Annotated in this window: 17 protein-coding genes; 11 read left to right on the plus strand and 6 right to left on the minus strand. The window is 72.8% G+C overall.

Going from position 1 to position 22,631, the window contains the following annotated elements:
* The first annotated feature begins 207 nt into the window (after nucleotides 1–207).
* Nucleotides 208–1,494 (plus strand): M20/M25/M40 family metallo-hydrolase, encoded by a 1,287-nt coding sequence (locus tag J421_RS03745; RefSeq protein WP_025409830.1) that lies wholly within the window; start codon nucleotides 208–210, stop codon nucleotides 1,492–1,494.
* 107 nt (nucleotides 1,495–1,601) lie between these two features.
* Here J421_RS03745 and J421_RS03750 read toward each other — a convergent pair whose 3' ends face one another.
* Nucleotides 1,602–2,153 (minus strand): hypothetical protein, encoded by a 552-nt coding sequence (locus tag J421_RS03750; RefSeq protein WP_025409831.1) that lies wholly within the window; start codon nucleotides 2,151–2,153, stop codon nucleotides 1,602–1,604.
* A gap of 151 nt (nucleotides 2,154–2,304) precedes the next feature.
* Here J421_RS03750 and J421_RS03755 point away from each other — a divergent pair, with 151 nt between their 5' ends.
* The 5 genes from J421_RS03755 (at nucleotide 2,305) to J421_RS03780 (ending at nucleotide 8,855) form a co-directional block, all read left to right on the plus strand.
* A complete protein-coding gene (locus J421_RS03755; RefSeq protein WP_025409832.1) occupies nucleotides 2,305–3,453 on the plus strand; it encodes a DUF2911 domain-containing protein in 1,149 nt (382 codons plus the stop codon).
* Nucleotides 3,454–3,480: 27 nt separating this feature from the next.
* Nucleotides 3,481–4,110, plus strand: a complete 630-nt coding sequence (gene pnuC / locus J421_RS03760; RefSeq protein ID WP_025409833.1) for a nicotinamide riboside transporter PnuC — start codon at nucleotides 3,481–3,483, stop codon at nucleotides 4,108–4,110.
* Between the two features lie 8 nt (nucleotides 4,111–4,118).
* Entirely contained in the window at nucleotides 4,119–5,102 is a 984-nt protein-coding gene (locus J421_RS03765; protein ID WP_025409834.1) for a DUF4440 domain-containing protein, read from the plus strand.
* Nucleotides 5,103–5,248: 146 nt separating this feature from the next.
* Nucleotides 5,249–6,388, plus strand: coding sequence for a hypothetical protein (locus J421_RS31965; protein ID WP_148306140.1), 1,140 nt, complete (start codon nucleotides 5,249–5,251; stop codon nucleotides 6,386–6,388).
* Between the two features lie 322 nt (nucleotides 6,389–6,710).
* A complete protein-coding gene (locus J421_RS03780) occupies nucleotides 6,711–8,855 on the plus strand; it encodes a serine/threonine-protein kinase (protein ID WP_025409837.1) in 2,145 nt (714 codons plus the stop codon).
* Here J421_RS03780 and J421_RS03785 read toward each other — a convergent pair.
* A complete protein-coding gene (locus J421_RS03785) occupies nucleotides 8,803–10,656 on the minus strand; it encodes a cytochrome P450 (RefSeq protein ID WP_104022215.1) in 1,854 nt (617 codons plus the stop codon). The genes J421_RS03780 and J421_RS03785 overlap by 53 nt on opposite strands.
* Here J421_RS03785 and gnd point away from each other — a divergent pair.
* The 4 genes from gnd (at nucleotide 10,655) to J421_RS03805 (ending at nucleotide 15,516) form a co-directional block, all read left to right on the plus strand.
* Nucleotides 10,655–11,968 (plus strand): phosphogluconate dehydrogenase (NAD(+)-dependent, decarboxylating), encoded by a 1,314-nt coding sequence (gnd, locus tag J421_RS03790; protein ID WP_104022216.1) that lies wholly within the window; start codon nucleotides 10,655–10,657, stop codon nucleotides 11,966–11,968. The genes J421_RS03785 and gnd overlap by 2 nt on opposite strands.
* Before the next feature lie 3 nt (nucleotides 11,969–11,971).
* Nucleotides 11,972–13,507 carry a glucose-6-phosphate dehydrogenase gene (zwf, locus tag J421_RS03795; protein ID WP_025409840.1) on the plus strand — a complete coding sequence of 512 codons (1,536 nt, stop codon included), beginning with the start codon at nucleotides 11,972–11,974 and terminating at the stop codon, nucleotides 13,505–13,507.
* Nucleotides 13,504–14,253: a 6-phosphogluconolactonase gene (pgl, locus tag J421_RS03800; RefSeq protein ID WP_025409841.1), complete on the plus strand. Its 750-nt coding sequence runs from the start codon at nucleotides 13,504–13,506 to the stop codon at nucleotides 14,251–14,253. The genes zwf and pgl overlap by 4 nt, the downstream gene beginning before the upstream one ends.
* Before the next feature lie 165 nt (nucleotides 14,254–14,418).
* The gene (locus J421_RS03805; RefSeq protein WP_025409842.1) at nucleotides 14,419–15,516 is read left to right on the plus strand and encodes an alpha/beta hydrolase; all 1,098 of its coding nucleotides are present in this window, start codon (nucleotides 14,419–14,421) and stop codon (nucleotides 15,514–15,516) included.
* A gap of 30 nt (nucleotides 15,517–15,546) precedes the next feature.
* Here J421_RS03805 and J421_RS03810 read toward each other — a convergent pair whose 3' ends face one another.
* Entirely contained in the window at nucleotides 15,547–16,833 is a 1,287-nt protein-coding gene (locus J421_RS03810) for an alpha/beta hydrolase family protein (RefSeq protein WP_025409843.1), read from the minus strand.
* Nucleotides 16,834–16,937: 104 nt separating this feature from the next.
* On the opposite strand from J421_RS03810, the gene J421_RS03815 reads away from it, so the two are divergent.
* Nucleotides 16,938–17,384: a hypothetical protein gene (locus J421_RS03815; RefSeq protein WP_025409844.1), complete on the plus strand. Its 447-nt coding sequence runs from the start codon at nucleotides 16,938–16,940 to the stop codon at nucleotides 17,382–17,384.
* Nucleotides 17,385–17,551: 167 nt separating this feature from the next.
* On the opposite strand, the gene J421_RS03820 is transcribed toward J421_RS03815, so the two are convergent.
* From J421_RS03820 to J421_RS03835, 3 genes are all read right to left on the minus strand, one after another.
* The gene (locus J421_RS03820) at nucleotides 17,552–18,961 is read right to left on the minus strand and encodes a M16 family metallopeptidase (protein WP_025409845.1); all 1,410 of its coding nucleotides are present in this window, start codon (nucleotides 18,959–18,961) and stop codon (nucleotides 17,552–17,554) included.
* 14 nt (nucleotides 18,962–18,975) lie between these two features.
* The gene (locus J421_RS03825) at nucleotides 18,976–20,370 is read right to left on the minus strand and encodes a M16 family metallopeptidase (RefSeq protein ID WP_104022217.1); all 1,395 of its coding nucleotides are present in this window, start codon (nucleotides 20,368–20,370) and stop codon (nucleotides 18,976–18,978) included.
* A 423-nt stretch (nucleotides 20,371–20,793) separates the two neighbouring features.
* Nucleotides 20,794–22,575 carry a putative bifunctional diguanylate cyclase/phosphodiesterase gene (locus tag J421_RS03835; protein ID WP_104022218.1) on the minus strand — a complete coding sequence of 594 codons (1,782 nt, stop codon included), beginning with the start codon at nucleotides 22,573–22,575 and terminating at the stop codon, nucleotides 20,794–20,796.
* Between the last annotated feature and the right edge of the window lie 56 nt (nucleotides 22,576–22,631).

Here is a 22,631-nt window from a genome sequence, read left to right on the forward strand (position 1 = left end):
CACAGAGGACACGGAGGACACAGAGGAGAACCCTTCAAAGAGAGTTGGTTTCCTCCGTGTCCTCTGTGTCCTCCGTGGTAAAAAGCCGTTGAAGTAGTTGCCGTTCTCTGCGGCCCTCTGCGGTTCAATTCGAGGAGCCGCTCTCCGCGTCCTCCGCGCCTCCGCGTGAGATTGCAGTTCGCCGAGCCGCCGTGTTTCGTGTAGGGCATGCGAACCCTGCTCCCCCTCGCCCTGCTCGCCGCGCCGCTCGCCGCGCAGCCCGTGAAGAAGGACGCGCCGACCGCGCCGTCGGATCCCGCGCGCCTCGCCACCCTGCCCGCCGTTAGGCGCGCGCTCGACACGCTCCGCGCGACGAACGCGTGGACGCTCGCCCAGCAGACCGCCGTGTGCGAGATCCCCGCGCCGCCGTTCAAGGAGGCGGCGCGCGGCGCGGAGCTGAAGCGGCGCTTCGAGGCGATGGGGCTCCGCAACGTGCGCGTCGACGCCGAGGGGAACGTGATCGGCGAGCGGCCGGGGAGCGGCGCCGGCCCGACCGTGCTGCTCTCCGCGCACCTCGACACCGTGTTCCCCGACGGCACCGACGTGCACGTGAAGCGCGACTCGAGCGCGGCGACCGGCGTGAAGCTCACCGGGCCCGGCATCGGCGACGACTGCCGCGGGCTCGCCGTCATCCTCGCCGTCGGCCGCGCGCTCGACGCCGCGCGCGTGCAGACCGCGGGGCGCATCCTGTTCGTCGCCACCGTCGGCGAGGAGGGCCCCGGCAACCTGCGCGGCGTGCGACGGATCTTCGCGTCGCCGCTGAAGGACTCCATCGACTACTTCATCTCCGTCGACGGCGGCGGCAACACGCTCACGAGCCGCGCGGTGGGGAGCGTGCGCTACCGGGTCGCGTTCAAGGGACCGGGTGGCCACAGCTACGGCGCGTTCGGCATGCCGAACCCCGCGCACGCCATGGGACGCGCGATGGCGCGCATCGCCGACTTCCCGGTGCCCACGAAGCCGAAGGCGACGTTCAACGTCGGGATCGTGAGCGGCGGCCAGACGGTGAACTCCATCCCCGCCGAGGTGTCGATGGAGGTGGATCTGCGGAGCGAGTCGCCGCAGGAGCTGTCGCGCCTCGACCGGATGCTGCACGCGGCGGTGGACTCCGCGGTCGCCGCGGAGAAGGCGCGCTGGCCGCGCTCCACCGTGCCGCTCGCGGCGACGTTCACCGACCTCGGGCTCCGTCCGGCGTCGGCGCAGGGGGACGACGCGCCGATCGTGCGGGCCGCGCTCGCCGCCGGCCGCACCGTGGGCTTCACGCCGGAGCTCGACGCGTCGAGCACCGACGCGAACATCGCCATGTCACTGGGCGGGCCTGCCGTGACGCTCGACGGCGGCGGGCGGGGGCTCGGCTCGCACTCGCTCGGCGAGTCGTACGAGGACGGCCCCAGCGGGTGGCTCGGGCCGCAGTGGGCGGCGCTGCTCGTGCTGTCGCTCGCCGGCGTGCGTTAGGCGGTGCGCCCTTCAGGACTCCACGTACGTGCTTCTCCAGGACTGAAGAAGGACTGAAGGGAGACTGAAGAAGGACCAACCACAACGTCTTTGTTGTTGGTCCTTCTTCAGTCCTCCTTCAGTCCCTCTTCAGTCCCACACGAACTCGTACGTGGAGCTTCGAGGGGGCGCACCACCGCCACGAAGCGATCCGGCTCCGCGACGGCGACGCCGACGCGCGTCACGGTCCTCGTGATGCCTAACGCGAGGCGCACGGCCGTCGGCCGGCGGAGCGTGACGAGCACGTTGGGCTCCCCGGGCTTCGCCGTGTTCAGGTAGTCGCCCGTCGGCGGCGGTAGCGTGCGCCACGTGAGGCGCTCCACCGATGCGACGTCGGCGGCGAGATCGAGCCGCGCGTGCAGGCGGCTCCCCGCGCGCAGCACGAGCGTGCGCCCGTCCACCACGATCGGCCGCCGCGCGACCGCGCGCCGCTCGGCCGCGACCCACACCACCGAGAGCACCGTGAGCGCGACGAGCACCCACGCCGCCACGGGGTGCCGCGGCGCGAGCCAGAGGTGCAGGCCGACCGTCTCCACCGCCGCCGCGATCGCGAGCCCCCACACGAGCGACGCGGGGAACGTGTCGACGAGCGCGAACGTGTCGCTTTCGGCGTGGGACACGAGGCAGGATGCGGGTGGACGCCGCTACGCTAACGTCGACGGCCAGGGCACGGCCAGCGTCTCGGCCCGCGCGACGACGCCTCGTCCCCGCCGGCTCGCCATCGCCGCGCCCTCGACGCTACGCTCGGCGTCCCGAACCGGAGGTGCCCCGATGAGACGGATCCTGGCCACGCTCGTCGTCGCCTGCACGCTCGCGTCGCGCGGCGGCGCACAGGAGCGCAGCGAGCTCGCGACGCCGCCGAACGGCGACAACCAGCGCGCCGAAGTGTCGCAGTGGATCGGGCTCGTGAAGGTCACCATCGCCTACCACAGCCCGCGCGTGCACTTCCAGGGGCGCGAGCGCACGGGACACATCTGGGGAGAGCTGATCCCGTATGGGCTGTACGACGAGGGGTTCGGCCCGTCGCGCGCCGCGCCGTGGCGCGCCGGAGCGAACGAGAGCACGACGCTCACCGTGTCGCACGACGTCACCGTCGGCGACCACGTGCTGAAGGCGGGGACGTACGCGCTGTTCCTCGAGCTCGCGCGGACCGGCCCGTGGACGTGGATCGTCTCGAGCGCGCCGGGCTGGGGCGCGTTCCAGTACGACTCGAGCGACGTCGTGCTCCGCGTCCCCGCGCCGCCGCAGGACGCGCCGTTCACCGAGTTCCTCACCTACGGGTTCGACGACCGGCTGCCTAACGCCGCGACGGCGTACCTGCAGTGGGAGACCAAGCGCGTCCCGCTCCGCATCGACGTGCCGAACGTGAACGAGCTGTACGCCGCGCAGATGGGGCGCGACCTGCGCGGGTGGCCGGGCTTCGACTACCGCAGCTGGCAGGCGGCCGCGCAGTTCGCCGCCGACCACCGGGTGCACCTCGACGAGGCGCTCGTGTGGGCCAACCGCGCGATCGCCGAGCCGTTCCGCAACGCGGCGGCCGGCCGCGCGGACTTCTCGACGCTGCAGACGAAGGCGGCGGTGCTCACCGCGATGGGGCGCATCGCGGACGCCGACACGCTGATGGATCGCGCGATCCGCCTCCCCGACACGGACGTGCGCGCGGTGCACCAGTACGGCATGCGCACGCTCGCCGCCGGCCGCACCGATCGGGCGATGGCCGTCTTCCTCGCGAACCGGCAGCTCCACCCCGACGAGCGGTTCTGGACCTACGCCGGGCTCGCGCGGGGCTACGCCGCGTTAGGCGACCGGAAGCGCGCGATCGCGAGCTGGGAGACCGCGCTGCGCAACGTGCCGCCCGACCAGCGCGCGAACCAGCCGAACCTGGAGCGCGCGCTCGACGCGCTGAAGCGGGGGTCGTGACCGGCGGGGGGCTGGGTATCATTCGGCATGGAACTCGGCCCCCTGCTGGAGATCGTCCGCGCCCGCGCGCTGGAGATCGTCGCCACGCTGTTCGGCATCGTCAGCGTGTGGCTCAGCACGCGCGAGAACATCTGGAGCTGGCCGACCGCGCTCGTGAACGTGCTCCTCTCGGTGCCCGTCTACTTCGCGGCGCGGCTGTACTCCGACATGGGGCTGCAGGTCGTCTACGCCGCGCTGTCGGTCTACGGGTGGTACGAGTGGCTGCACGGCGGCGAGAACCGCACCGAGCTGCCGGTCTCGCGCACGCCGCGGCAGCAGGTGCCGCTGCTCGTCCTCGTCGGTGTGGTGACCGCGGCGATCCTCGGCACCATCGCCGCGCGGCTGACGAACGCGAGCTGGCCCTATCTCGATGCATCGCTCACCGCGGCGAGCCTCGTCGCGCAGTGGATGATGACGCGCAAGCTGCTCGAGAACTGGGCCGTGTGGATCGCCGTGGACATCGTCTACGTGCCGCTGCTCGCGTACAAGCATCTCTACGAGTTCGCCGTGCTGTACGTGATCTTCCTCGGCCTCGCGATTGCGGGCCACGTGGAGTGGCGCCGATCGCTGCGCGAGCACCGCGGCGCGCTGACGCTCGCCCCCGCCTCACCCGATTGACGAACCCGATGTCCCGCTCCGTCCTCCTCGCCACGGTCGTCTCGGTGCTCGGCGCGTCGGCCGCGCACGCCCAGGTCCGCGTCACGAAGGATCCCGTGCCGGCGCCGAAGCCGGCCGGTGGTGCCACGCGTCGTCCCGTGCCGTCGACCGCCGCGGCACCACGCCCCACGACCGCCGTCGCCGCCGTGCGCGCGCTCGCCGACGCCGACGTCGCGTTCGCGCGGCTCGGCCACGACCGCGGGTGGAAGGACGCGCTGCTCGCCACGCTCGCCGACGACGCGATCCTGTTCCGCCCGCGCCCGGTCGGCGCCCGCGCGTGGGTCGCCGCGTCGACGTTCCCGCCGGGGGAGTTCACCTGGGCACCGGCGTGGGGCGCCGTCTCCGCCGACGGCAGCCTGGGCGTGACGACGGGACCGATCGCGTTCCACTCCACGGGGCCCGACTCCTCGGCCACCGGGCAGTACGTCACCGTGTGGACGCGCACCGCGGCGACGGCGCCGTGGAGGATGCTGCTCCAGCTCACCGTCCCCGGGCCGCAGGCGCCGGAGGTGACGTTCGCCCCGCACCAGCCGACCGGCGACGGCCGGCCGCGCGGCGGCCCCGGCGCGGTGGACGCGAGCCGAGCGACGCTGTTCATCGCGGACCGCGGGCTGGCGGCGGCCGCCCGCGCCGACGGACAGGCCGCGGCGGTGGCGAGAGTGGCGCTGCCCGACATACATCTCCTGCGCACCGGCGCGCTGCCGTTCGTCGGCGTGGACTCGGTGCGCACCGTGCTGGCGGCGCGCGACGCGGACGCCCGCTTCGCGTCGCAGATCACCGACCTGCGGATGGCGCGGTCGGGGGACTTCGGGGTGGCGTACGGGGCGTACGAGCGGCGGACGGCGGCCGGCGCGCTCACCGAGGAGGGGAACTACGTGCGCGTGTGGGAGCGGCAGCCCGACGGCGGCTGGCGCATCCTGCTCGACGCGACCGCGCCGCTGACGATGCGCTGACGGCGCCCGCGGCGGGCGTCGTCGTGACGTTCTCCCCGGTACGGCGTCCTCGGTGGATCCTCTCCCTCAAGTAGCGGCACCCAGCGGTCGAGACTCACTGGTGTGCGGGCCGCACGTCGTCGGCGCGCGGCTCCGTCCCCACCAGCATGCGCCTCTCCCGCCTCCTTCCGCTCCCCGTGCTGCTCGCGATCGCCGTGGTCCCCCCGGCGATCCTCGGCGCGCAGTCGAGCCGGTCGAGCCGCAGCGGCGGCGCGAAGAAGAGCGCCTCGAACGCCTCGAACGCGTCGAGCACCGCGGTCGTGCAGGCGTCGGCGCAGAGCGCCGTGGCCGCCGCATCGGTGACGACCCCGACGACCCCGACGACCCCGACGGCGACGGCCCCGACGGCGTCGATCCCGACGGCGACGACCGGTACGGCGAGCGCGACCAGCGCTCCCACGACGGTCGGCACGACGACGGGCGGTGTCATCGCGACCATCCCGACGACGATCGTCACGCCGGGGGCGGTGGCACTGACGCGCACCTGGGACGCGTGCGGCGGGCCGACCGCGACGACCCTCATGTGCGCGAGCATCCAGGTCGAGGTCATTGGTACGAGCACCGTCGTCCGGGTGCGCAACGTGTCGGGCGATCCGTCGCTCGCCCACGACGGCACCGCGAGCGCTGGCTCGTGGGTGCTGACGACGGTCGGCTTCGACGGCATCGCCGCGGCGGCGGGGACGTTCACCCGGACGACGGGCGCGACGACGGGCTCGTGGTGGCAGCCGAGCGCTACCAGCGTCGCGCCAGCGTCGTGGCAGCGCTTCGATGACAGGCAGAACGGCGGCGGGGTCGACGTCGATTTCGGCGTCGACAACGGCAGGGGCATCTCGGGCGGCATCGCCAGCAGCTGCGCGCGGATCGGCACCCTGCCCGGCGGCAGCAACCGCCTCTGGATGACCCCCGTCGACGGCTGCGACGGGTACGCGATCACCGACCGCGCGGCGAACGACGGGTGGTTCGAGACGAGCTTCACGACGGTCGAGACCTGGGACCCGCGCGGCGACGACGTCGCGGTGTTCTTCAAGGGACGGAACGGTCCGGGCGGCGCGAGCTACGAGTGCCTCGTCGGCGGCACCGCATCGCGCGGCGACTGCGAGCAGCTCGCGCTCGTCGCCGACGGGCCGCCGCCGGGCGCCGTGGTGCCCGAGCCGCGCACGCTGGTGCTCGTGGCGACGGGACTCGGCGGCGTGCTCATCCCGGGGGTGCGGCGGAGGATTCTCGGGCGGCTACGGCCTCCGACCTGATCCCGCCGGTCCGATCGGGCGGTTTCGATAGGGTGGTTCCTCACCGCCGGTTCCGGTGCGGGGCGGACACCGCGCGATCGATACAGCGACCGGCCCGCCGGTGCGGCCCCGCAGCACCCACCCCGCCGCACCGCCCCGAACTATCGGCCCCTCCCGTGGTATCGGAACCGCCGGTGAGGAACCGCCGTGCTGGAGCGCCGCCGTGCGGGAAGCCCTGCAACGCTCCCCTCCCGCCCGGTGTCGAACGGCCATGCCGCCGCTACCCCGCCCTGCGCGGACCGTGTACTATCGTCCCCATGCCCCCCCTCGCCGGACCGCCGACGTGACCGATTCCGGTGACGCGCTGAGCGCGCCCTCCGGCGGCGCGCCCGGCGCCGACGACAGCTTCCGCGACGCCCTCGCCGCCGCCCTCGCGCCGGCCTACGTCCTCGGACGGGAGCTCCATGGCGGCGGCATGAGCCGCGTGTTCGTGGCCGAGGAGCCCGCCCTCGGCCGCACCGTCGTCGTGAAGGTGCTGCCGCTCGAGTGGGCCGCCGGCATGAACCGCGACCGGTTCCTCCGCGAGATCCAGCTCGCCGCGCGGCTCCAGCATCCGCACATCGTCCCGCTGCTCGCCGCCGGCGAGGTCGCCGGGTCGATGTACTACACGATGCCGTTCATCGAGGGCGAGTCGGTGCGCGCCGCCCTTGCCCGGGGGCGCCGCTTCACCGTGCGCGAGGTCGTGCGCATCCTGCACGACGTCGTCGAGGCGCTCGCCCACGCCCACGCGCGCGGCGTCATCCACCGCGACGTGAAGCCGGGCAACGTCCTCATGCTCGGCAACCACGCCCTCGTCACCGACTTCGGCGTGGCGAAGGCGCTCAGCGCGGCGCGCCAGAGCACCGGCGGGGTGTTCGCCGCCGGCACCACGTCCACCGGGCTCGCGATCGGCACGCCGGCCTACATGGCCCCCGAGCAGCTCGCCGCCGACCCCGCGGCCGATCATCGGGTGGACCTGTACGCCGCCGGGCTGCTCGCCTACGAGCTGCTCGTCGGCCAGTCGCCGTTCACCGCCGACTCGCCGCAGGCGACGCTCGCCGCGCAGCTCACGCGCGTGCCGACCGCGCTCCACACGCTGCGCCCCGACGTGCCGGCCGCGCTCTCCGCGGTCATCGAGCGGTGCCTCGCGAAGGAGCCTGCGCAGCGCCCCGCGTCGGCGGAGGATCTGCTCGGCGCGCTCGAGGCGGCGGCGTACCACGTCACGCCGGGCGGCGGCACGCCGGCCGACGCGGTGCTCGGCGGCATCACGCCGCCGGAGACCGCGCCCGTCACCGCACCGTTAGGCACCGTGCCTAACGTGCTCACGGCGCCCCTGCCGGCCGGTGCCGCCGAGGCGACGACGACCCGACTTCCGGCGCCTTCGGCGTCGCACCGCCGCCCCACCGCGGTCCTCGGCGGCGCGCTGCTCGGCATGGCGCTCGTCCTCCTCGGCGGATGGGCGGTCGTGCGCGGCCTCGGCGACCGCGGCGCCGCGACGCCGAAGGTGCCTAACGCGCCGGCCGCACCCGCCGGGGTGGTCGCGCCCGCCGTATCCGCGCCCGCGGTGCCCGCGCCCGCCGTGCCCGTCGTCACGCCGCGCCTCACCCGCGACGACTCGCTCGCGATCGCCGCCGCCGTCGAGCGCCGGCTCGCCGGCGAGGAGCGGGCGCGCCGCGCGAAGGACGCGAAGCCCATGGCCCCGCAGCAGGCCGAGTCGCTGCGCGCCGTGTCGTGGCAGCACTTCGCCGACTCGCTCCGCGATGCGGCCATGGGGCTCGCGCGCGGCCATGGCCCGGGGCCGGGTCGCGTCATCGTCGGCATGCCCGACCTGCGGCGCATGGTCCCCGACTCCGCCACCATGTCCGCGCTCGCCCGGGCGGGTGCCTCGGGCGCCGCGGGCGCGGTGGCCGGCGTCGGTTCCCGCTTCGAGATGCGCGTCGACCCGCGCGTGGCGCGCGAGGACGCGCTGCGCAGCGAGGCCGCGGCGTGGATCGCGAAGCTCGGCGAGCGGCTCCCGCCGCCGAAGCCGGGCGTGCGCCGCGTGCTCGTGCTCGACCTCGGCGACGGCACCGGGCGCCCGGACCTGCGCGGCCTCGCCGGCGCGGTGACGGCCGCGACCCGACGCGCGATCTCCCAGCGCGACGGCTACGAGGCGATCGACCCGTCGACGGTGAAGGACGTGCAGCGCATGGGGCTCCCCGAGGGCGCGCTCGCCGCCGTCACGCACAGCGGCGCGGTCCTCGGCGGCCTCGTCACCGTGCAGCGCGACTCCACCGTCGGCGTCGTCGCCGTCATCCACGACGCCGCGCGCGGCTTCCCGTTCAGCGTCCGCACCGCGCGCACGCCGGCGAGCACGTCGCCCGACTCGATGGCCGCCGACGTCGGCGCCGCGCTCGTCAAGGCGCTCGACCGCGTGAAGTGGCCGCCGCGTCCGGACGAGCGCCCCTGAGCGACGGCAGCCCGGGCGCCGTGAGAGCCGCCCGGCGACGCAGCCGCACCCGCAGCCCCACCGGGTGCATCGTGAACGCGAACGCCTCGCGCACGTCGCTCGCCCCGTCCGCGCGCTCCACGTCGAACGCCGAGTAGAGCGTCGCGAGCACGAGCCGCATCTCGAGCAGCGCGAGCGACCGCCCCGGGCAGATCCGCGGCCCCGACCCGAACGGCAGGAACACCGACGGATCGTGCGCCAGCGGTCCTCCGTTAGGCAGCGAGCCGTTAGGCAGCTGCCCGTTAGGCAGCCACCGCTCCGGCCGGAACGCGGCCGGGTCGCCGAAGTGCCGCGCGTCCACCGCTGGCGGCCGCGTGAGCAGCGCCACCCACGTTCCCTTCGGCACGGCGACGTCGCCGATCACCACGTCGCGCGTCGCCGCGAGCAGCACCACGGGCGCGACCGGACGCAGGCGCATCGTCTCGTTCGCCACCGCGCCCGCGTACGCGAGCCGATCCGCCGCCTCGATGTCCGGCGGCGCTGCGCCCGACCCGATGCCCGCCGCGTCGGCCTCGGCGCGCAGCCGCTCCACCACGTCGGGCGCGTCGCACAGCTGGTGCACGGCCCACGCGAGCGTGTACGCCGTCGTGTCCTCGCCGGCGAGCAGCATCGTCATCGCGTTGCCGAAGATCACCTCGTCGGGGAACGGGTTCCCGTCCGCGTCGCGCGCCGCGAGCATCGACTCGAGGAAGTTCTGCGGCGCCTCGGCGCGCGACGGCTCGGCGGCGAGCCGCGCGCGCGTCTCCGCCACCAGGTCGCGCAGCCACACGCGCAGCTCCGCGACGGCGCGGTCCACGCGTCGGTCCGCCGGCAGGCGCACCCACCGCCACGTCGGGAGCAGCGCGAACAGCCGCCGGTTGAACGCCGGGAACACCTGCCCGAGGTGCCGCTGGATCGCGTCGTCGTCGCGGCCGATCGTGTCGACGTCGCGCCCGAACACGAGCATGCTCGTGACGTCGACGGTGAACCGCTTCATCTCCTCCGCGACGTCGAGCGTGGCGCCGGCGTCGGCCTTCGCCTCCCAGCGGCGCCGCAGCCGCGCCGTCACGTCGGCGAGCGTCGCGTAGAAGCCGCGCAGGTTGCGGTGCGACAGCGCCTGCATCGCGAGCCGTCGCTGCGGGCGCCATGCGTCGCCTTCGGCCGAGAACAGGCCCGCCACGCCGAGCTCGCGGAACACCGGCGCGATGTTCGGCGAGCGCCGGAACGTCTCCGGCCGGTCGCGCAGGATCGGCTCGATCAGCTCGGGGCGCGACACGGTGAGGATGCGGTTCGGCCCCACGCGGTAGAGGAACAGCGGGCCGTACTCCGCCGCCCACCGCTCCACCGTCTCGTGCACGCGCGAGATGTCGATCTGGTGCAGGTTGCCGACGATCGGCAGCGGTCGAGGTCCCGGCAGGTCTTCGAGCCGGCGATGCGCGCGCGCCGGAGCGGCGCTCGCCGCCGTCTCGCGCAGCGCCGACGTGTCGGCCCACAGCTCGTCCCCGCGCCGCGCCAGCGGGCATCGCGCGAGGCACTCCGGCCCGCCCTGCCGCGCCCCCGTCGCCGCGTCGAATCGCCACCGGTGGTTGCGGCACACCAGCGCGTCGCCGTCGAGCTCTCCCTCGCCGAGCAGCGCGCCCTGGTGCGGGCACCGGCCGGCGTACGCGTGGTGCTCGCCGCGCACGCGTACGACCACGAGATCCACGCCGTCCGCCGACAGCGCGAACGGTCCGTCGCCCGGCAGATCGGCGAGATGCGCGATGCGGTTCCACGACTCGGACATGGTCGGCTCCGGGCTCTTCGAGTTCGAACCGCAGAGGGCGCAGAGGGCCGCAGAGCACCCCAAAACCTTGAACCACGGAGGGCACAGAGGACACAGAGGAGAACCACTTCGATTGGCTTCCTCCGTGTCCTCCGTGTCCTCCGTGGTTCAATTCAAAAGGGCAGACCTCTGCGGCCCGCTGCGTCCTCTGCGGTCAACACACCCAGCGAAGGTGTTTCTCCGCGTCCCCGCGTCCCCGCGTGAGATTGCACCGCCTCTCGCCGTCCGACCAGAGCCCCGGGGCTCGAGTCCGCCTCGCAACGTCTACCGCCCGGCCTCCGCCGCACGCAGAATCCACGAGGCGCGGGCATCGGTTCCGAATCAGTGCTCCCGCGCGGCAAGTCATCCCGGAGAACACATGCAGATCGCGATGGTGGGACTCGGCCGCATGGGCGCCAACATGGCGACGCGGCTGGCGCGGGGTGGACACCAGGTGGCGGCGTGGGACCGCTCGCCCGAGGCCACGCAGAAGACCGCGGCCGGCCAGTCCGGGATCACCGGCGCCGAGTCGCTCGAGGCGCTGGTCCGATCGCTCGACGCGCCGCGCGCCGTGTGGATCATGATCCCCGCCGGCGACCCCACCGAGCAGATGGTCGACACGCTGCTCGGCATGCTGCAGCAGGGCGACGCCATCATCGACGGCGGCAACAGCAACTACAAGGACTCCATGCGACGCGGCGCGAAGTGCGCCGAGCGCGGCGTGAGTTTCATCGACTGCGGCACGAGCGGCGGCGTGTGGGGGCTCGCCAACGGCTACAGCCTCATGGTCGGCGGCGACGACGCGGCCGTCGGGCGGCTGCGCCCCCTCTTCGAGACGCTCGCGCCGGGGCCTAACACCGGCTGGGGCCACGTCGGTCCCGTCGGCAGCGGCCACTTCACGAAGATGGTGCACAACGGCATCGAGTACGGCATGATGCAGGCGTTCGCCGAAGGGTTCAGCATCATGCAGCACAAGAAGGAGTTCGCTCTCGACCTCGCGCAGGTCGCCGAGATCTGGCGCGAGGGCAGCGTGGTGCGCTCGTGGCTCCTCGATCTCACCGCGCGCGCGCTGGCCGAGAACCCGACGATGGACGGCATCGCGCCGTACGTCAGCGACTCCGGCGAGGGACGCTGGACGGTGGCCGAGGCGATCGATCTCGACGTGCCGGCGCCGGTCATCACGCACTCGCTCATCGCCCGCCTGCGCTCGCGCGACGCCGAGTCGTTCACCGACAAGCTGCTGGCCGCGATGCGCAACCAGTTCGGCGGTCACGCCATCAAGCGCGAGGGCTGAGCGATGCCGCTGCCTAACCAGTCCGCCCGCGGCGACGGCGACTACTCCACCGGCGAGTTGCCGCACCACGAGCCGGATCCGAGCCTGTTCGTCATCTTCGGCGCCACCGGCGATCTGTCGCGTCGCAAGATCCTCCCGGCGCTCTGGCAGCTCCACGCGCAGGGCTTCACGAAGCAGGGCCTCTACGTCCTCGGCGTCACGCGCGACGACAACATCGAGGACGACGCGTTCCGCCAGATCACGCTCGAAGCGGTGCGCGGCGCCGATCCGAACGCGGACGCCGCCGCGCTGCAGGAGTGGGTGTCGAAGTACGTGTACTTCCAGGACGTCGACGAGGACTACGCGCCGCTCGTCGAGCGCATCACCGCGCTGGAGCAGGAGCACTCGCTGCCGGGGAACCGCACGTTCTACCTGTCGCTGCCGCCCGGCGCCTTCCCGCCCACCGTCGAGAAGCTCGGCGCCGTGGGGCTGAACCACGGCCCCGGCTGGACGCGCCTCGTCATCGAGAAGCCGTTCGGCCGCGATCTCGCCTCCGCGCGCGCGCTGAACGACCTCGTGCACCGCTGCTTCGACGAGTCGCAGATCTACCGCATCGACCACTACCTCGGCAAAGAGACGGTCCAGAACCTGATCGTCTTCCGGTTCGCCAACGCGATGTTCGAGTCGCTGTGGGACCGCGACCGCATCGAGAGCGTCACCATCACCGTGGCCGAGGAGCTCGGCGTCGAGAAGCGCGCCGGCTACTACGAGTCGGCGGGCGCGCTGCGCGACATGGTGCAGAGCCACCTCACGCAGCTCCTCACGCTCGTGGCGATGGACGTGCCGTCGGGGCTCGACGCCGCCGCCATCCGCGCCGAGAAGATCAAGGTGCTGCGCTCCATCCGGCCGATCTCGCCGGAGGACGCGGTGCTCGGGCAGTACGAGCCGGGACAGATCGACGGCAAGGACGTCGCCGGGTATCGCGAGGAGCCCGGCGTCGCCCCCGACTCGCGCACCGAGACGTTCGCCGCGCTCACGCTGCACCTCGAGAACTGGCGGTGGCAGGGCGTGCCGTTCTACCTGCGCACCGGCAAGCGCATGCCGCGCCGGCTGACCGAGATCGAGATCAAGTTCCGTCGCGCGCCGGTGTGGATGTTCCGCTCCGTCGTCGCCGACGAGCTCCATCGCAACACGCTGCTCGTCACGCTGCAGCCGAACGAGGGGTTCTCGCTGTTCTTCGACGTGAAGGCGCCCGGCGAGCCGTTCCGGCTGCGCCGCCTGCCGCTGCACTTCAGCTACGACGAGGAGTTCGCCGTGCTTCCCGAGGCGTACCAGACGCTGATCCTCGACCTGCTGTTGGGCGACCAGACGCTGTTCGTGCACGCCGACGAGGTGGAGACGAGCTGGGCGCTCTACGCGCCGCTGCTCGACGGGCGGCGCGCGGTGTACCCGTACCCCGCGGGCACGTGGGGCCCGATCGAGGCGGAGCTCATCTCGTCGCGCGCGCCGCTCCCCGGTGACGGGAGCGCGGCGCCGCGCGGCACGCGGGCCGCGCGATGACGGCGCCTAACGACCTTGCGGGCGCCGCGCCGGTCGTGCGCGTGGTGGCCGACGCCGACGCGCTCACGCAGGCCGCCGAGGCGCTCGTCGGCGACGCGGTGCTGCATGCGGTCGAGCGGCACGGCCGCTGCGCCGTCGCGCTCGCGGGCGGCAGCACGCCGCGCGCGCTCTACGCGCGCCTCGCCGCCTCCGACGCGGCGCGACTGCCGTGGAACCTCGTCGACGTGTGGTTCGGCGACGAGCGGTGCGTGCCGCCCGACGACGCGGCGAGCAACTACCGCATGGCGCACGACGCGCTGCTCTCGCGCGTGCCGATCCCGCCCGAGAACGTGCGCCGCATCCCCGGAGAGCTCGGCGCCGCCGCCGCGGCCGAGGCGTACGACGCGATGCTGCGCGACGCGTTCGGCGCGTTGGGCACGGGCGGCGAGGGCTTCGACCTCGTGCTGCTCGGCGTCGGCACGGAGGGGCACACGGCGTCGCTCTTCCCCGGACACCCCGCGCTCGACGTGACCGACCGGTGGGCCGTGCCCGTGGACCCCGCGCCGCCGACCGCGAAGCCGCTCGTCCCGCGCGTGACGCTCACCTTCCCCGCGCTCACCGGCGCCACGGAGATCCTCGTCCTCGCCACCGGCGCGGAGAAGAAGTACATCGTCGACGCGGTGCGCGCGGGAGACACCGAGCTGCCGGCGGCGCGCGTGCGCGGGCGGGAGCGCACGATGTGGATCGTCGACAACGCCGCCGGGTGACGCGTGGCTCGGCGCGCCTCCTGGGCTCCACGTACGTGTTTCCGTGGGACTGAAGAAGGACTGAAGGAGGACTGAAGAAGGAACCTTTCAAGTGTCCTGCTTCAGTCCTCCTTCAGTCCTTCTTCAGTCCTACAGAGTTTCGTACGTGGAGCCAACCCGCGAGAGATGAGAACCTTCGCGACTCTGGTGATCGTGACGACGGCGACCGCGTGGACGGCTGCCGCGCAGACGCCGCGTCCCACGCCGCCGACGCGCGACCCGCACGCGCCGGGCTACGTGCCGTCGACCGACCTCCCCGACGGCGCGCTGCCACCGGTCGATCGCGATGGCAACTTCGTGCTCGGCCCCACACACGCGCCGGCGCCGGAGACGCTCGCGCGCGACGGCGTGCCGCGCGGCACGGTGCACACCTTCACCATGCGCTCCGAGGAGAGCCGCCTCTTCCCCGGCGTCGCGCGCGACTCGGGCACGTTCGGCACGCCCGACCCGAACGATCCGGCGTCGCTCGTCGTCACGACGAGCCGCGCCGCGCCGTGGACGCGTCGCGTCGACGTCTACGTGCCCGCGCAGTACGTCCCCGGCAGCGCCGCGCCGCTCCTCGTCGGCGCCGACGGCCCCGACCCGCTGCTGTTCGCGACGCTCGACAACCTCATCGCCGAGCACCGCGTGCCGCCGATGATCGCCGTGTCGATCGGCAACGGCGGCGGCGACGCGCAGGGAAGCGAGCGCGGGCTCGAGTACGACACGATGTCGGGGCGCTACGCGGAGTTCGTGGAGCGCGAGGTGCTGCCGCTCGTCGAGCGGCAGTACGGCGTACGCCTGACGCGAGACCCCGACGGGCGTGCGACGATGGGGTGCAGCTCCGGCGCCGCGGCGGCGTTCATCATGGCGTGGTATCACCCCGAGTGGTACCACCGCGTGCTGTCGTACTCGGGCACGTTCGTGAACCAGCAGTGGCCGCACGACTCGGCGATGCCGCACGGGGCGTGGACGCTCCACGAGCGCCTCGTCCCGCAGTCGCCGCCGAAGCCGATCCGCGTCTGGATGCACGTCGGCGACCGCGACCTGTACAACCCGAACGTCATGCGCGACGGCATGCACGACTGGGTCGACGCGAACGAGCGCATGGCCGCCGCGCTCGCGGCGAAGGGCTACCGCTACCAGTTCGTGTTCGCGCGCGACGCCGGGCACTGCGACCGTGCCGTGAAGGCGCAGACGCTGCCCGAGGCGCTGGAGTGGCTCTGGCGCGGATATCCGCGTTAGGCAGCTCGGGCTACGGCAGTAGTCCGCAGATTACCGAGCGATCAGCCCGCGCCGCAGCGAGTCGAGAAAGATCCGCCCCGCGATCGTCGCCGGCAGCACCGCGCCGGCGTGGTCGAGGTTCGCGCCGACGTTCACGGCGGCGACGTTGCGCGCTCCGTTCGCGCGCATCCGCGTCTCCGCGGTGAGCGCGTTCGCCGGGTAGACGTCCTTGTCGGCGCCGCCGTAGTAGATACGCAGCGGCGCGCGGGGCGTCCAGTCGTACGTGTTGTTGTCGCGCGTCGCGGCCCAGAACGGGTGGTCCTTGTTCGCGAGCATCGCCTGCACCACGTCGGCGCGCAGCACGTCACGCGCGTGCGACGGCAGCTGCGCGAGCTCGCCGCTCGTCGCCACGCCGTCGCGCAGGTGGGCGGCGATCACGTCGTACGGCGGCGCGATGAGGTCGGAGAGCTTCGGCGCCATGCGATACACCGTGTCGAGCGTCGCCGTGAGATACGCCGTGTACACCGCCGTGACGTGATAGTCCTCGTTCCGCTCGAGCATCGTGCGCGCGGTGGACTCGAGGTCGTAGGGCCCCGACATCGGCGCCGCGCCGAGCACGGGAAACTCCGTCGCGTAGTTCCTCTCCAGCTCGCGGAACAGCCCCATCGCCGCGCCGCCGCCCTGCGAGTAGCCGGTGACGAACAGGCTCCCCGCGGCGAGCGGAGTCCCCAGCTGCGTCGCCAGCGCGCGGGCCGCGCGCAGCAGATCCACCGCCGCCGACGCCTCGCTCTGCACGTGCAGGTACGGGTGGTACTGCCCCGCTCCCGCGACGCCGAGTCCGAGGTAGTCCGGCTCCGCCACCACCGAGCCGTCCGACGCGTAGAGCGCGCCGAACACGTCCCCCTCCGCGGTGCCTAACAGATTGGACGGCGCCTCGCTCTTGCTCGTCTCCGTGCCGTGCGTGTACACGACCAGCGGCAGCGCACCCGTCGCGCCGACCGGGATCCACACCGCGCCGCTCGCCGTCACGAGCTGCCCCTCGACGTTCGGCGTGCGGTAGCGCACGACGTACGGCTGCGCGTCGTAGCGCGCCGAGAACGCGCGCGACGCGCCGGTGAGCGCGAGCGTCGTCGCGACGAGGACCCGCGGCGTGCGGGGCCCCGCGCTGCTCGACACGAGATCGCCCCGCCCGGCGAGGTTCGGCGCGGGCGCGGCGGGCACGGTGACGGTCAGTCCCGTCGACCCTCCGTCGATCGGCGGCGCGACGACGGCGTCCGACGAACAGGCGGCGAGCGTGACGAGTGCGGCGACGGTCAGGTGACGGGCGGCGGCGAGCATCGGGCTCCGGGTGCAGCGGTTTCGACACGGCGTGCGACGCCCGGATCCGGTCGATCCGGGTGGTCTTCGGATTCTACACGCACACTCGTCGGAGGTCTCGCTCGATGTACACGCTCTGGAGCCACGGCCGTCTGCTCGGCACGACGGACCTCGCCTGGGCCCGCGCCCTGCCGCGCCACCGCGCCGGCGACCTGCAGCCCACGCCACTCGGCGAGACGCTGCTGCCGGCGGCGCACGACTCGCACGCCGAGCTCTCGCTCGAGCTGCGCGGCCCCGATGGAGAGGTCGTGCCCACCGAGGACCTCTGGGTGCAGGATTCCGAGCATCTGCTCGCGGTGGCGCACGAGACGCCGCTTCCCGACGAGCCGGAGCCGGAATGGATGGACGATCTCGAGGCCGACGCCTGGGATCCCGAAGTCGACGCGCTGCTCGACGAGATCCCGGATCTACCGGATCCGCCGGAGCCCGACGACGACGAGCCGCAGGAGGCGCGCGAGTGGCCGCGCTACCAGGTCATGCTGCGGCTGATCGACGACGCGGCGATCCCGTAGACGCGCATCGTGCCGTGCGCCGGCTCACGTCTCCTCGCGAGAGATGGCTCCCAGGTTTGGATGGCGGGTCGGCGGATCGGTGGATCGTTCGATCCGCCATCCGAACACGGGGAGCCGTCTCTCGAGCGAGGGCCTGAGGTGGCGCGCGGATGCCTAACGAGTTGGCTTCACGGCACGGTGGGCACGAACGGCGCGAGCTGCGCCTCCACCGTCTTCTTATCGCCCACCACGACGAGCGTCATCTTGCTCTTGTCGAGATACTTCCGCGCGGTCTGCTGCACGTCCTCCGGCGTCACCGCGAGCACGCGTTTCACGTACCCGGTGAGGTAGTCCTCGCCGAGGCCGTTCAGGTTCACGAACTGGAGCTGCGACGTGATCCCCGCGCGCGAGCCGTTCTGCAGCACGAACACGCCGGCGAGGTTGTTCTTGATCCCGCCAAGCTCCTGGGCCGGCGGCGCCTCGGCCTGCAGGCGGTCGACCTCCTTGAAGATCTCCGTGAGCGAGGCGCCCGTGACGTTCGTCGTCACGTCCGCCTGCTCCGCCCAGTACGCGTCGCCGACGTGCGTGTTGATGAAGCTGAACGGCGAGTACGTGTAGCCCTTCTGCTCGCGGATGTTGCTCGTGATGCGCGACCCGAACGCGCCGCCGAGCAGCGCGTCGGTGACGACGAGCTTCGTGTAGTCGGGGTTCGACGGGTCGGGGACCGGCAGCCCGACGATGATCGTCGACTGCACCGCGTCCGGCCGATCGATGAGCGCGACGGAGCGCTTCGCCACCGGCGTCGGCGGATTCTTCGTCGGCGGCGCGCCCGCCGCCCAGTCGCCGAACGCCTCGCGCACCGCGCGCTCCACCGCCGCGCGGTCGTACACGCCCACGACGTACAGCGTGGCGCGCGCGGCGCCGTAGTTCGCCGCGTGGAACGCCTTCACCTCGTCCACCGTGTAGCCCTGGAGCTGCGCCTCGGTCGGGTAGAAGCGGCCGTACGGGTGGTCGCCGTACATCACCTGCGCGAACCGCTCGGAGGCGAGCGTCTGCGCCTGGCTGCGCTGCACGGCGAGGCTGCGCAGCCGGTTCGCCTTCAGGCGCGGCAGCTCGCTCGCCGGGAACGCCGGATGCCGCACGACGTCGGCCACGAGGCGCACCATGTCCGGCGCGCGCTCGCCGAGCACCTCGCCGCCGATGTTGGTCTGGTCGGTGCCGACGCCGATGCCGAGCGAGCCGCCCATCGCCGCGGTCTCCTCGGCGATCTGCCGCGCGGTGCGGGTCGCCGTGCCCTCGACCATCAGGTCGCCAGTGAGATCGGCGAGCCACGTCTGGTCCGACCGCTCGTCGATGTTGCCCGTGCGCACGTACAGCCGCACGGTGGCCTTCGGGATCGTGCCGAACGGGACGAGCGCGACGCGCATGCCGTTGGGCAGCGTGAGCCGCGTCGGCGCGGGGAGCTTGAAGTCCCGCGCGGGCGCGAGCGCGGGCGGCTGCTCGCGCGGGCCGGCCGGCGCGTCCTTCGTGACGGGTTGCTGCGCGGCCGCGACCGATGCCAGCACGGTGAGCGTGGTCGCATGGATGATCGTACGCATCGTTAGGCCTCCGCTCACTGGCTCGACTTCGCGCCCGCGGCCGGCGCGGGCACGACGGTGAGGATCGTGCGGTTCGTCGGCCGCAGGTACTCCTGGGCCGTGCGCTGCAGCAGCTCCGGCGTCACCGCGGCGAACCCGGCCTCCAGACGGTTGATGCGCGCGGGGTCGTCGTCGAACAGCGCGAACGACGCGAGCATGTCCGCCTTGCCGAAGCCGGCGAGCGCCTCCATCTGCGCGTACAGGTTGGAGCGCATCTTCACGAGCGCGCGGTCGAGCGTCGCGCGGTCCACCGGGGCGTCGCGCAGCGTGCCGATCGTCGAGTCGATCACGGCGACGAGCGTGTCGGCGCTCTTGTCGGGATCGTGGATCGCGCTGAGGATGTAGAGCATCGGCCCCTTGTAGTTGAACATGTTGCCGAGGCCCACGTTGATCCCCGCACCCACGCCGCCGGCGAGCGCGCGCTTGCGCACCACCGCGTCGTAGAGCCGCGAGTCGCGCCCCTGCGCGAGGATCTGGTCGAGCAGCCCGAACGCGAACCACTCCGGCGTCCAGCGCTCCGGCACGTGGTACGCGATGCCTAACGCGGGCCGCTTCGCGAGCGGATCGGGGCGCGTGGCGCGCTTCTCCGCCGTCTGCCGCGGCTCGGAGAGATCCGGCGCCGGCGGCTGCGGCTGCGACGGGATCTCGGCGAAGTACTTCCGCACCCACGCGAGCGCCTGCGACGGATCGAAGTCGCCGGTGACGACGAGCGCGGCGTTGTTCGGCGCGTAGTACGTCTTGAAGAACGCCTGCGCGTCGGTCAGCGTCGCGGCGTCGAGATCCGTGAGGTCGCCGTAGAAGTTGTGCGCGTTCTGCCAGTTCGTGTTCGCGTGCTGCGGCATGTCGAGCCACGGGAACCCGCCGTACGGCTGGTTCAGCACGTTCACGCGCACCTCGTTCTTCACCACGCCCTGCTGGTTCACGAGGTTGTCCTGCGTGATCGCCAGCCCGCGCATGCGGTCGGCCTCGGCCCACAGCGCGCGCTCGAGCGTGTTCGACGGTACCACCTCGAAGTAGTTCGTGAAGTCGAAGCGCGTCGACCCGTTCAGGATCCCGCCGCTCGATTCCACGAGCTTGATGAACTCCATCTTCCCGAGGTTCCGCGAGCCCTGGAACATGAGGTGCTCGAACAGGTGCGCGAAGCCGGTGCGGTCCTTCGGCTCGTTGCGGAACCCCACGCCGTAGTACACGCCGACCACGGTCGTCGGGATCGTGCGGTCGGGAGAGAGCACGACCCGCAGGCCGTTCGGCAGCTTGTGGTACTCCACGGGCACCTGCAGCCCGCGGACGGCGTTAGGCGGCTGGCCGACGAGCGGGCTCGCCACCGCGACCACGCCGAGCGCCGCCGCCGCGAGAAGTCGGGAACGCATGGGGCCTCCTGATCCGGGTGAGATGCGGACCATCTTGGCCCAGGCTCTCCCGAGCGTCCAGACACTTGGGACGAAACGGCGACCTAACGGCGGGACGATCGACGGCGGGACGATCGACGGCGGGACGATCGACGGCGGGACGATCGACGGCGGGACGAAAAACGGCGGGACGATCCACCGCGGGAAGTTCCCCGCCGTAGACGTCCCGCCGTAGACGTCCCGCCGTAGACGTCCCGCCGTAGACGTCCCGCCGTAGACGTCCCGCCGTAGACGTCCCGCCGTAGACGTCCCGCCGTAGACGTCCCGCCGTAGACGTCCCGCCGTAGACGTCCCGCCGTAGACGTCCCGCCGTAGACGTCCCGCCGTAGACGTCCCGCCGTAGACGTCCCGCCGTAGACGTCCCGCCGCAGACATCCCGCCGTATCAGGCGGCGAGGCACCCCAGGTCCCCGACGACCTCGGCGATCCGCGTCCCCTCCATCGGGCGGCCGAACAGGAAGCCCTGCACCACGTCGCACGACCGTTCGGCGAGATACTCGAGTTGCTCCACCGTCTCGACGCCCTCCGCCACCACCGTGAGCCCGAGCGAGTGGCCGAGCGCGATGACCGCCGACGTGATCGCGCCGCTCTGCGCGTCCGTCACCGCGTCGCGCACGAAGCTCTTGTCGAGCTTGATGCAGTCGATCGGGAAGTGCTTCAGGTAGCCGAGCGACGAGTAACCCGTGCCGAAGTCGTCGAGCGAGATCGTGATGCCTTCCTCGCGCAGCGCCTGGAGCATCTGCACCGTGCGCTTCGTGTCGTCCATCAGGATGCTCTCGGTCACCTCGAGCTCGAGCCGCGCCGGGTCGAGCCCCGTCGCGTCGAGCGCCGCGCGCACCACGGCGACGAGGTCCTGCTGCTTGAACTGCCGCGCCGAGAGATTCACCGACACCGACACCGGCGGCATCCCCGCGTGCTGCCATGCGCGCGCCTGGCGACACGCCTCGTGCAGCACCCACGCGCCGATCGGCACGATGAGGCCGGTCTCCTCCGCCACCGGGATGAACTCCGCCGGCGAGATCAGGCCGCGCTCCGGATGCTGCCAGCGGAGCAGCGCCTCGAAGCCGAGCACTCGCCCGGAGACGACGTCGACCTTCGGCTGGTAGTGGAGCAGCAGCTGGCCGCGGTCGAGCGCGTGGCGCAGGTCGGCCTCCAGCGCGAGCCGCAGGTGGAGGCGCGTGTTCAGCTCCAGCGAGAAGAACCGGTGCCCGCTGCCGCCGGCGCGCTGCACCGTCTTCAGCGCGCTCGTCGCGTTGCCGATGAGCTGCTCCACCGAACCGTTGTCGGTCGGGAAGATGGTGATGCCGATGCTCGCCCCGACGGCGACCTCGCGCTCCATGATCTCGAACGGCCGGCCGAGTGCCTCCACGATGCGGCGGGCCAGCATGTCGATCCCCTCCACGGTCGCCGGACCGGTGCAGAGGATCGCGAACTCGTCGCCGTCCATCCGCGCCAGCACGTCGGTCTCGCGGAGCACGGCGCTCAGCCGCTGCGCCGCCGCCGTGAGCAGCGCGTCGCCGCCGGCGTGGCCGAGCGCGAGGTTCACGTTCTGGAAGCCGTCGACGTCGAGCACGAGCACCGCCACCGGCCGGCCGTCGCGGCGCGACTGGGCGAGCGCGTGGCGCACCTGGTCGCGGAACAGCGCGCGGTTCGGGAGCCCCGTGAGCCGGTCGTAGGTCGCGACGTGCACGACGATGTCGTCGAGGCGCTCCACGGCGTGCTGCACGTCCGCCATCAGGGTCCCCGCCTCGTCGCCGGTGTGCTCCGTCGGGAGCTGCGGGCGGACGAACTGGACGAGGTACGCGCGCAGCGCCGCCGCCGTCAGGAGCACCGGCTCCGCCAGCCCGGTCACGAGCCGCCCGGCGACGAGGCCCCCGAGCGTGGCGCCGAGCGCCACCACGAGCAGCGCCATCGCCGGCGACGCGTCCGCGCCGCCCGACCGCGTCGCGAACAGCGCGACGAGGGCGGCCACGGGGAGCACCGCACCCAGGGCGGCGGCGAGCATCAGCTTGCCGCGGAAACCGAGGGGGCGGGCCCAGCGTGCGAGGGCGGCGTAGACGTGCAACGATGACGGCGACATGAGAAAGACGGGGACGAGCGGGGCCCCGTCCGGCGGCGGGGTCCATCGCTCGTGAATGTCGTCGCTCGCGGCAGGGATCTTGAGCACGCAAACGTTTCACCAGGCGGTGTAGAGGGTTACCTTGACGGTCCCATCCCCCCACC

This window comes from Gemmatirosa kalamazoonensis (assembly GCF_000522985.1).
Taxonomy (GTDB): Bacteria; Gemmatimonadota; Gemmatimonadetes; order Gemmatimonadales; family Gemmatimonadaceae; genus Gemmatirosa; species Gemmatirosa kalamazoonensis.

Excerpts from the sequence above, each read along its gene's own strand:
- J421_RS03745 (WP_025409830.1), top strand. The coding sequence starts at position 208 with ATGCGAACCCTGCTCCCCCTCGCCCTGCTCGCCGCGCCGCTCGCCGCG.
- J421_RS03755 (WP_025409832.1), top strand. The coding sequence starts at position 2,305 with ATGAGACGGATCCTGGCCACGCTCGTCGTCGCCTGCACGCTCGCGTCG.
- pnuC (WP_025409833.1), top strand. The coding sequence starts at position 3,481 with ATGGAACTCGGCCCCCTGCTGGAGATCGTCCGCGCCCGCGCGCTGGAG.
- J421_RS03765 (WP_025409834.1), top strand. The coding sequence starts at position 4,119 with ATGTCCCGCTCCGTCCTCCTCGCCACGGTCGTCTCGGTGCTCGGCGCG.
- J421_RS31965 (WP_148306140.1), top strand. The coding sequence starts at position 5,249 with ATGCGCCTCTCCCGCCTCCTTCCGCTCCCCGTGCTGCTCGCGATCGCC.
- gnd (WP_104022216.1), top strand. The coding sequence starts at position 10,655 with ATGGTCGGCTCCGGGCTCTTCGAGTTCGAACCGCAGAGGGCGCAGAGG.
- J421_RS03785 (WP_104022215.1), bottom strand. The coding sequence starts at position 10,656 with ATGTCCGAGTCGTGGAACCGCATCGCGCATCTCGCCGATCTGCCGGGC.
- zwf (WP_025409840.1), top strand. The coding sequence starts at position 11,972 with ATGCCGCTGCCTAACCAGTCCGCCCGCGGCGACGGCGACTACTCCACC.
- pgl (WP_025409841.1), top strand. The coding sequence starts at position 13,504 with ATGACGGCGCCTAACGACCTTGCGGGCGCCGCGCCGGTCGTGCGCGTG.
- J421_RS03805 (WP_025409842.1), top strand. The coding sequence starts at position 14,419 with ATGAGAACCTTCGCGACTCTGGTGATCGTGACGACGGCGACCGCGTGG.
- J421_RS03810 (WP_025409843.1), bottom strand. The coding sequence starts at position 16,833 with ATGCTCGCCGCCGCCCGTCACCTGACCGTCGCCGCACTCGTCACGCTC.
- J421_RS03815 (WP_025409844.1), top strand. The coding sequence starts at position 16,938 with ATGTACACGCTCTGGAGCCACGGCCGTCTGCTCGGCACGACGGACCTC.
- J421_RS03820 (WP_025409845.1), bottom strand. The coding sequence starts at position 18,961 with ATGCGTACGATCATCCATGCGACCACGCTCACCGTGCTGGCATCGGTC.
- J421_RS03825 (WP_104022217.1), bottom strand. The coding sequence starts at position 20,370 with ATGCGTTCCCGACTTCTCGCGGCGGCGGCGCTCGGCGTGGTCGCGGTG.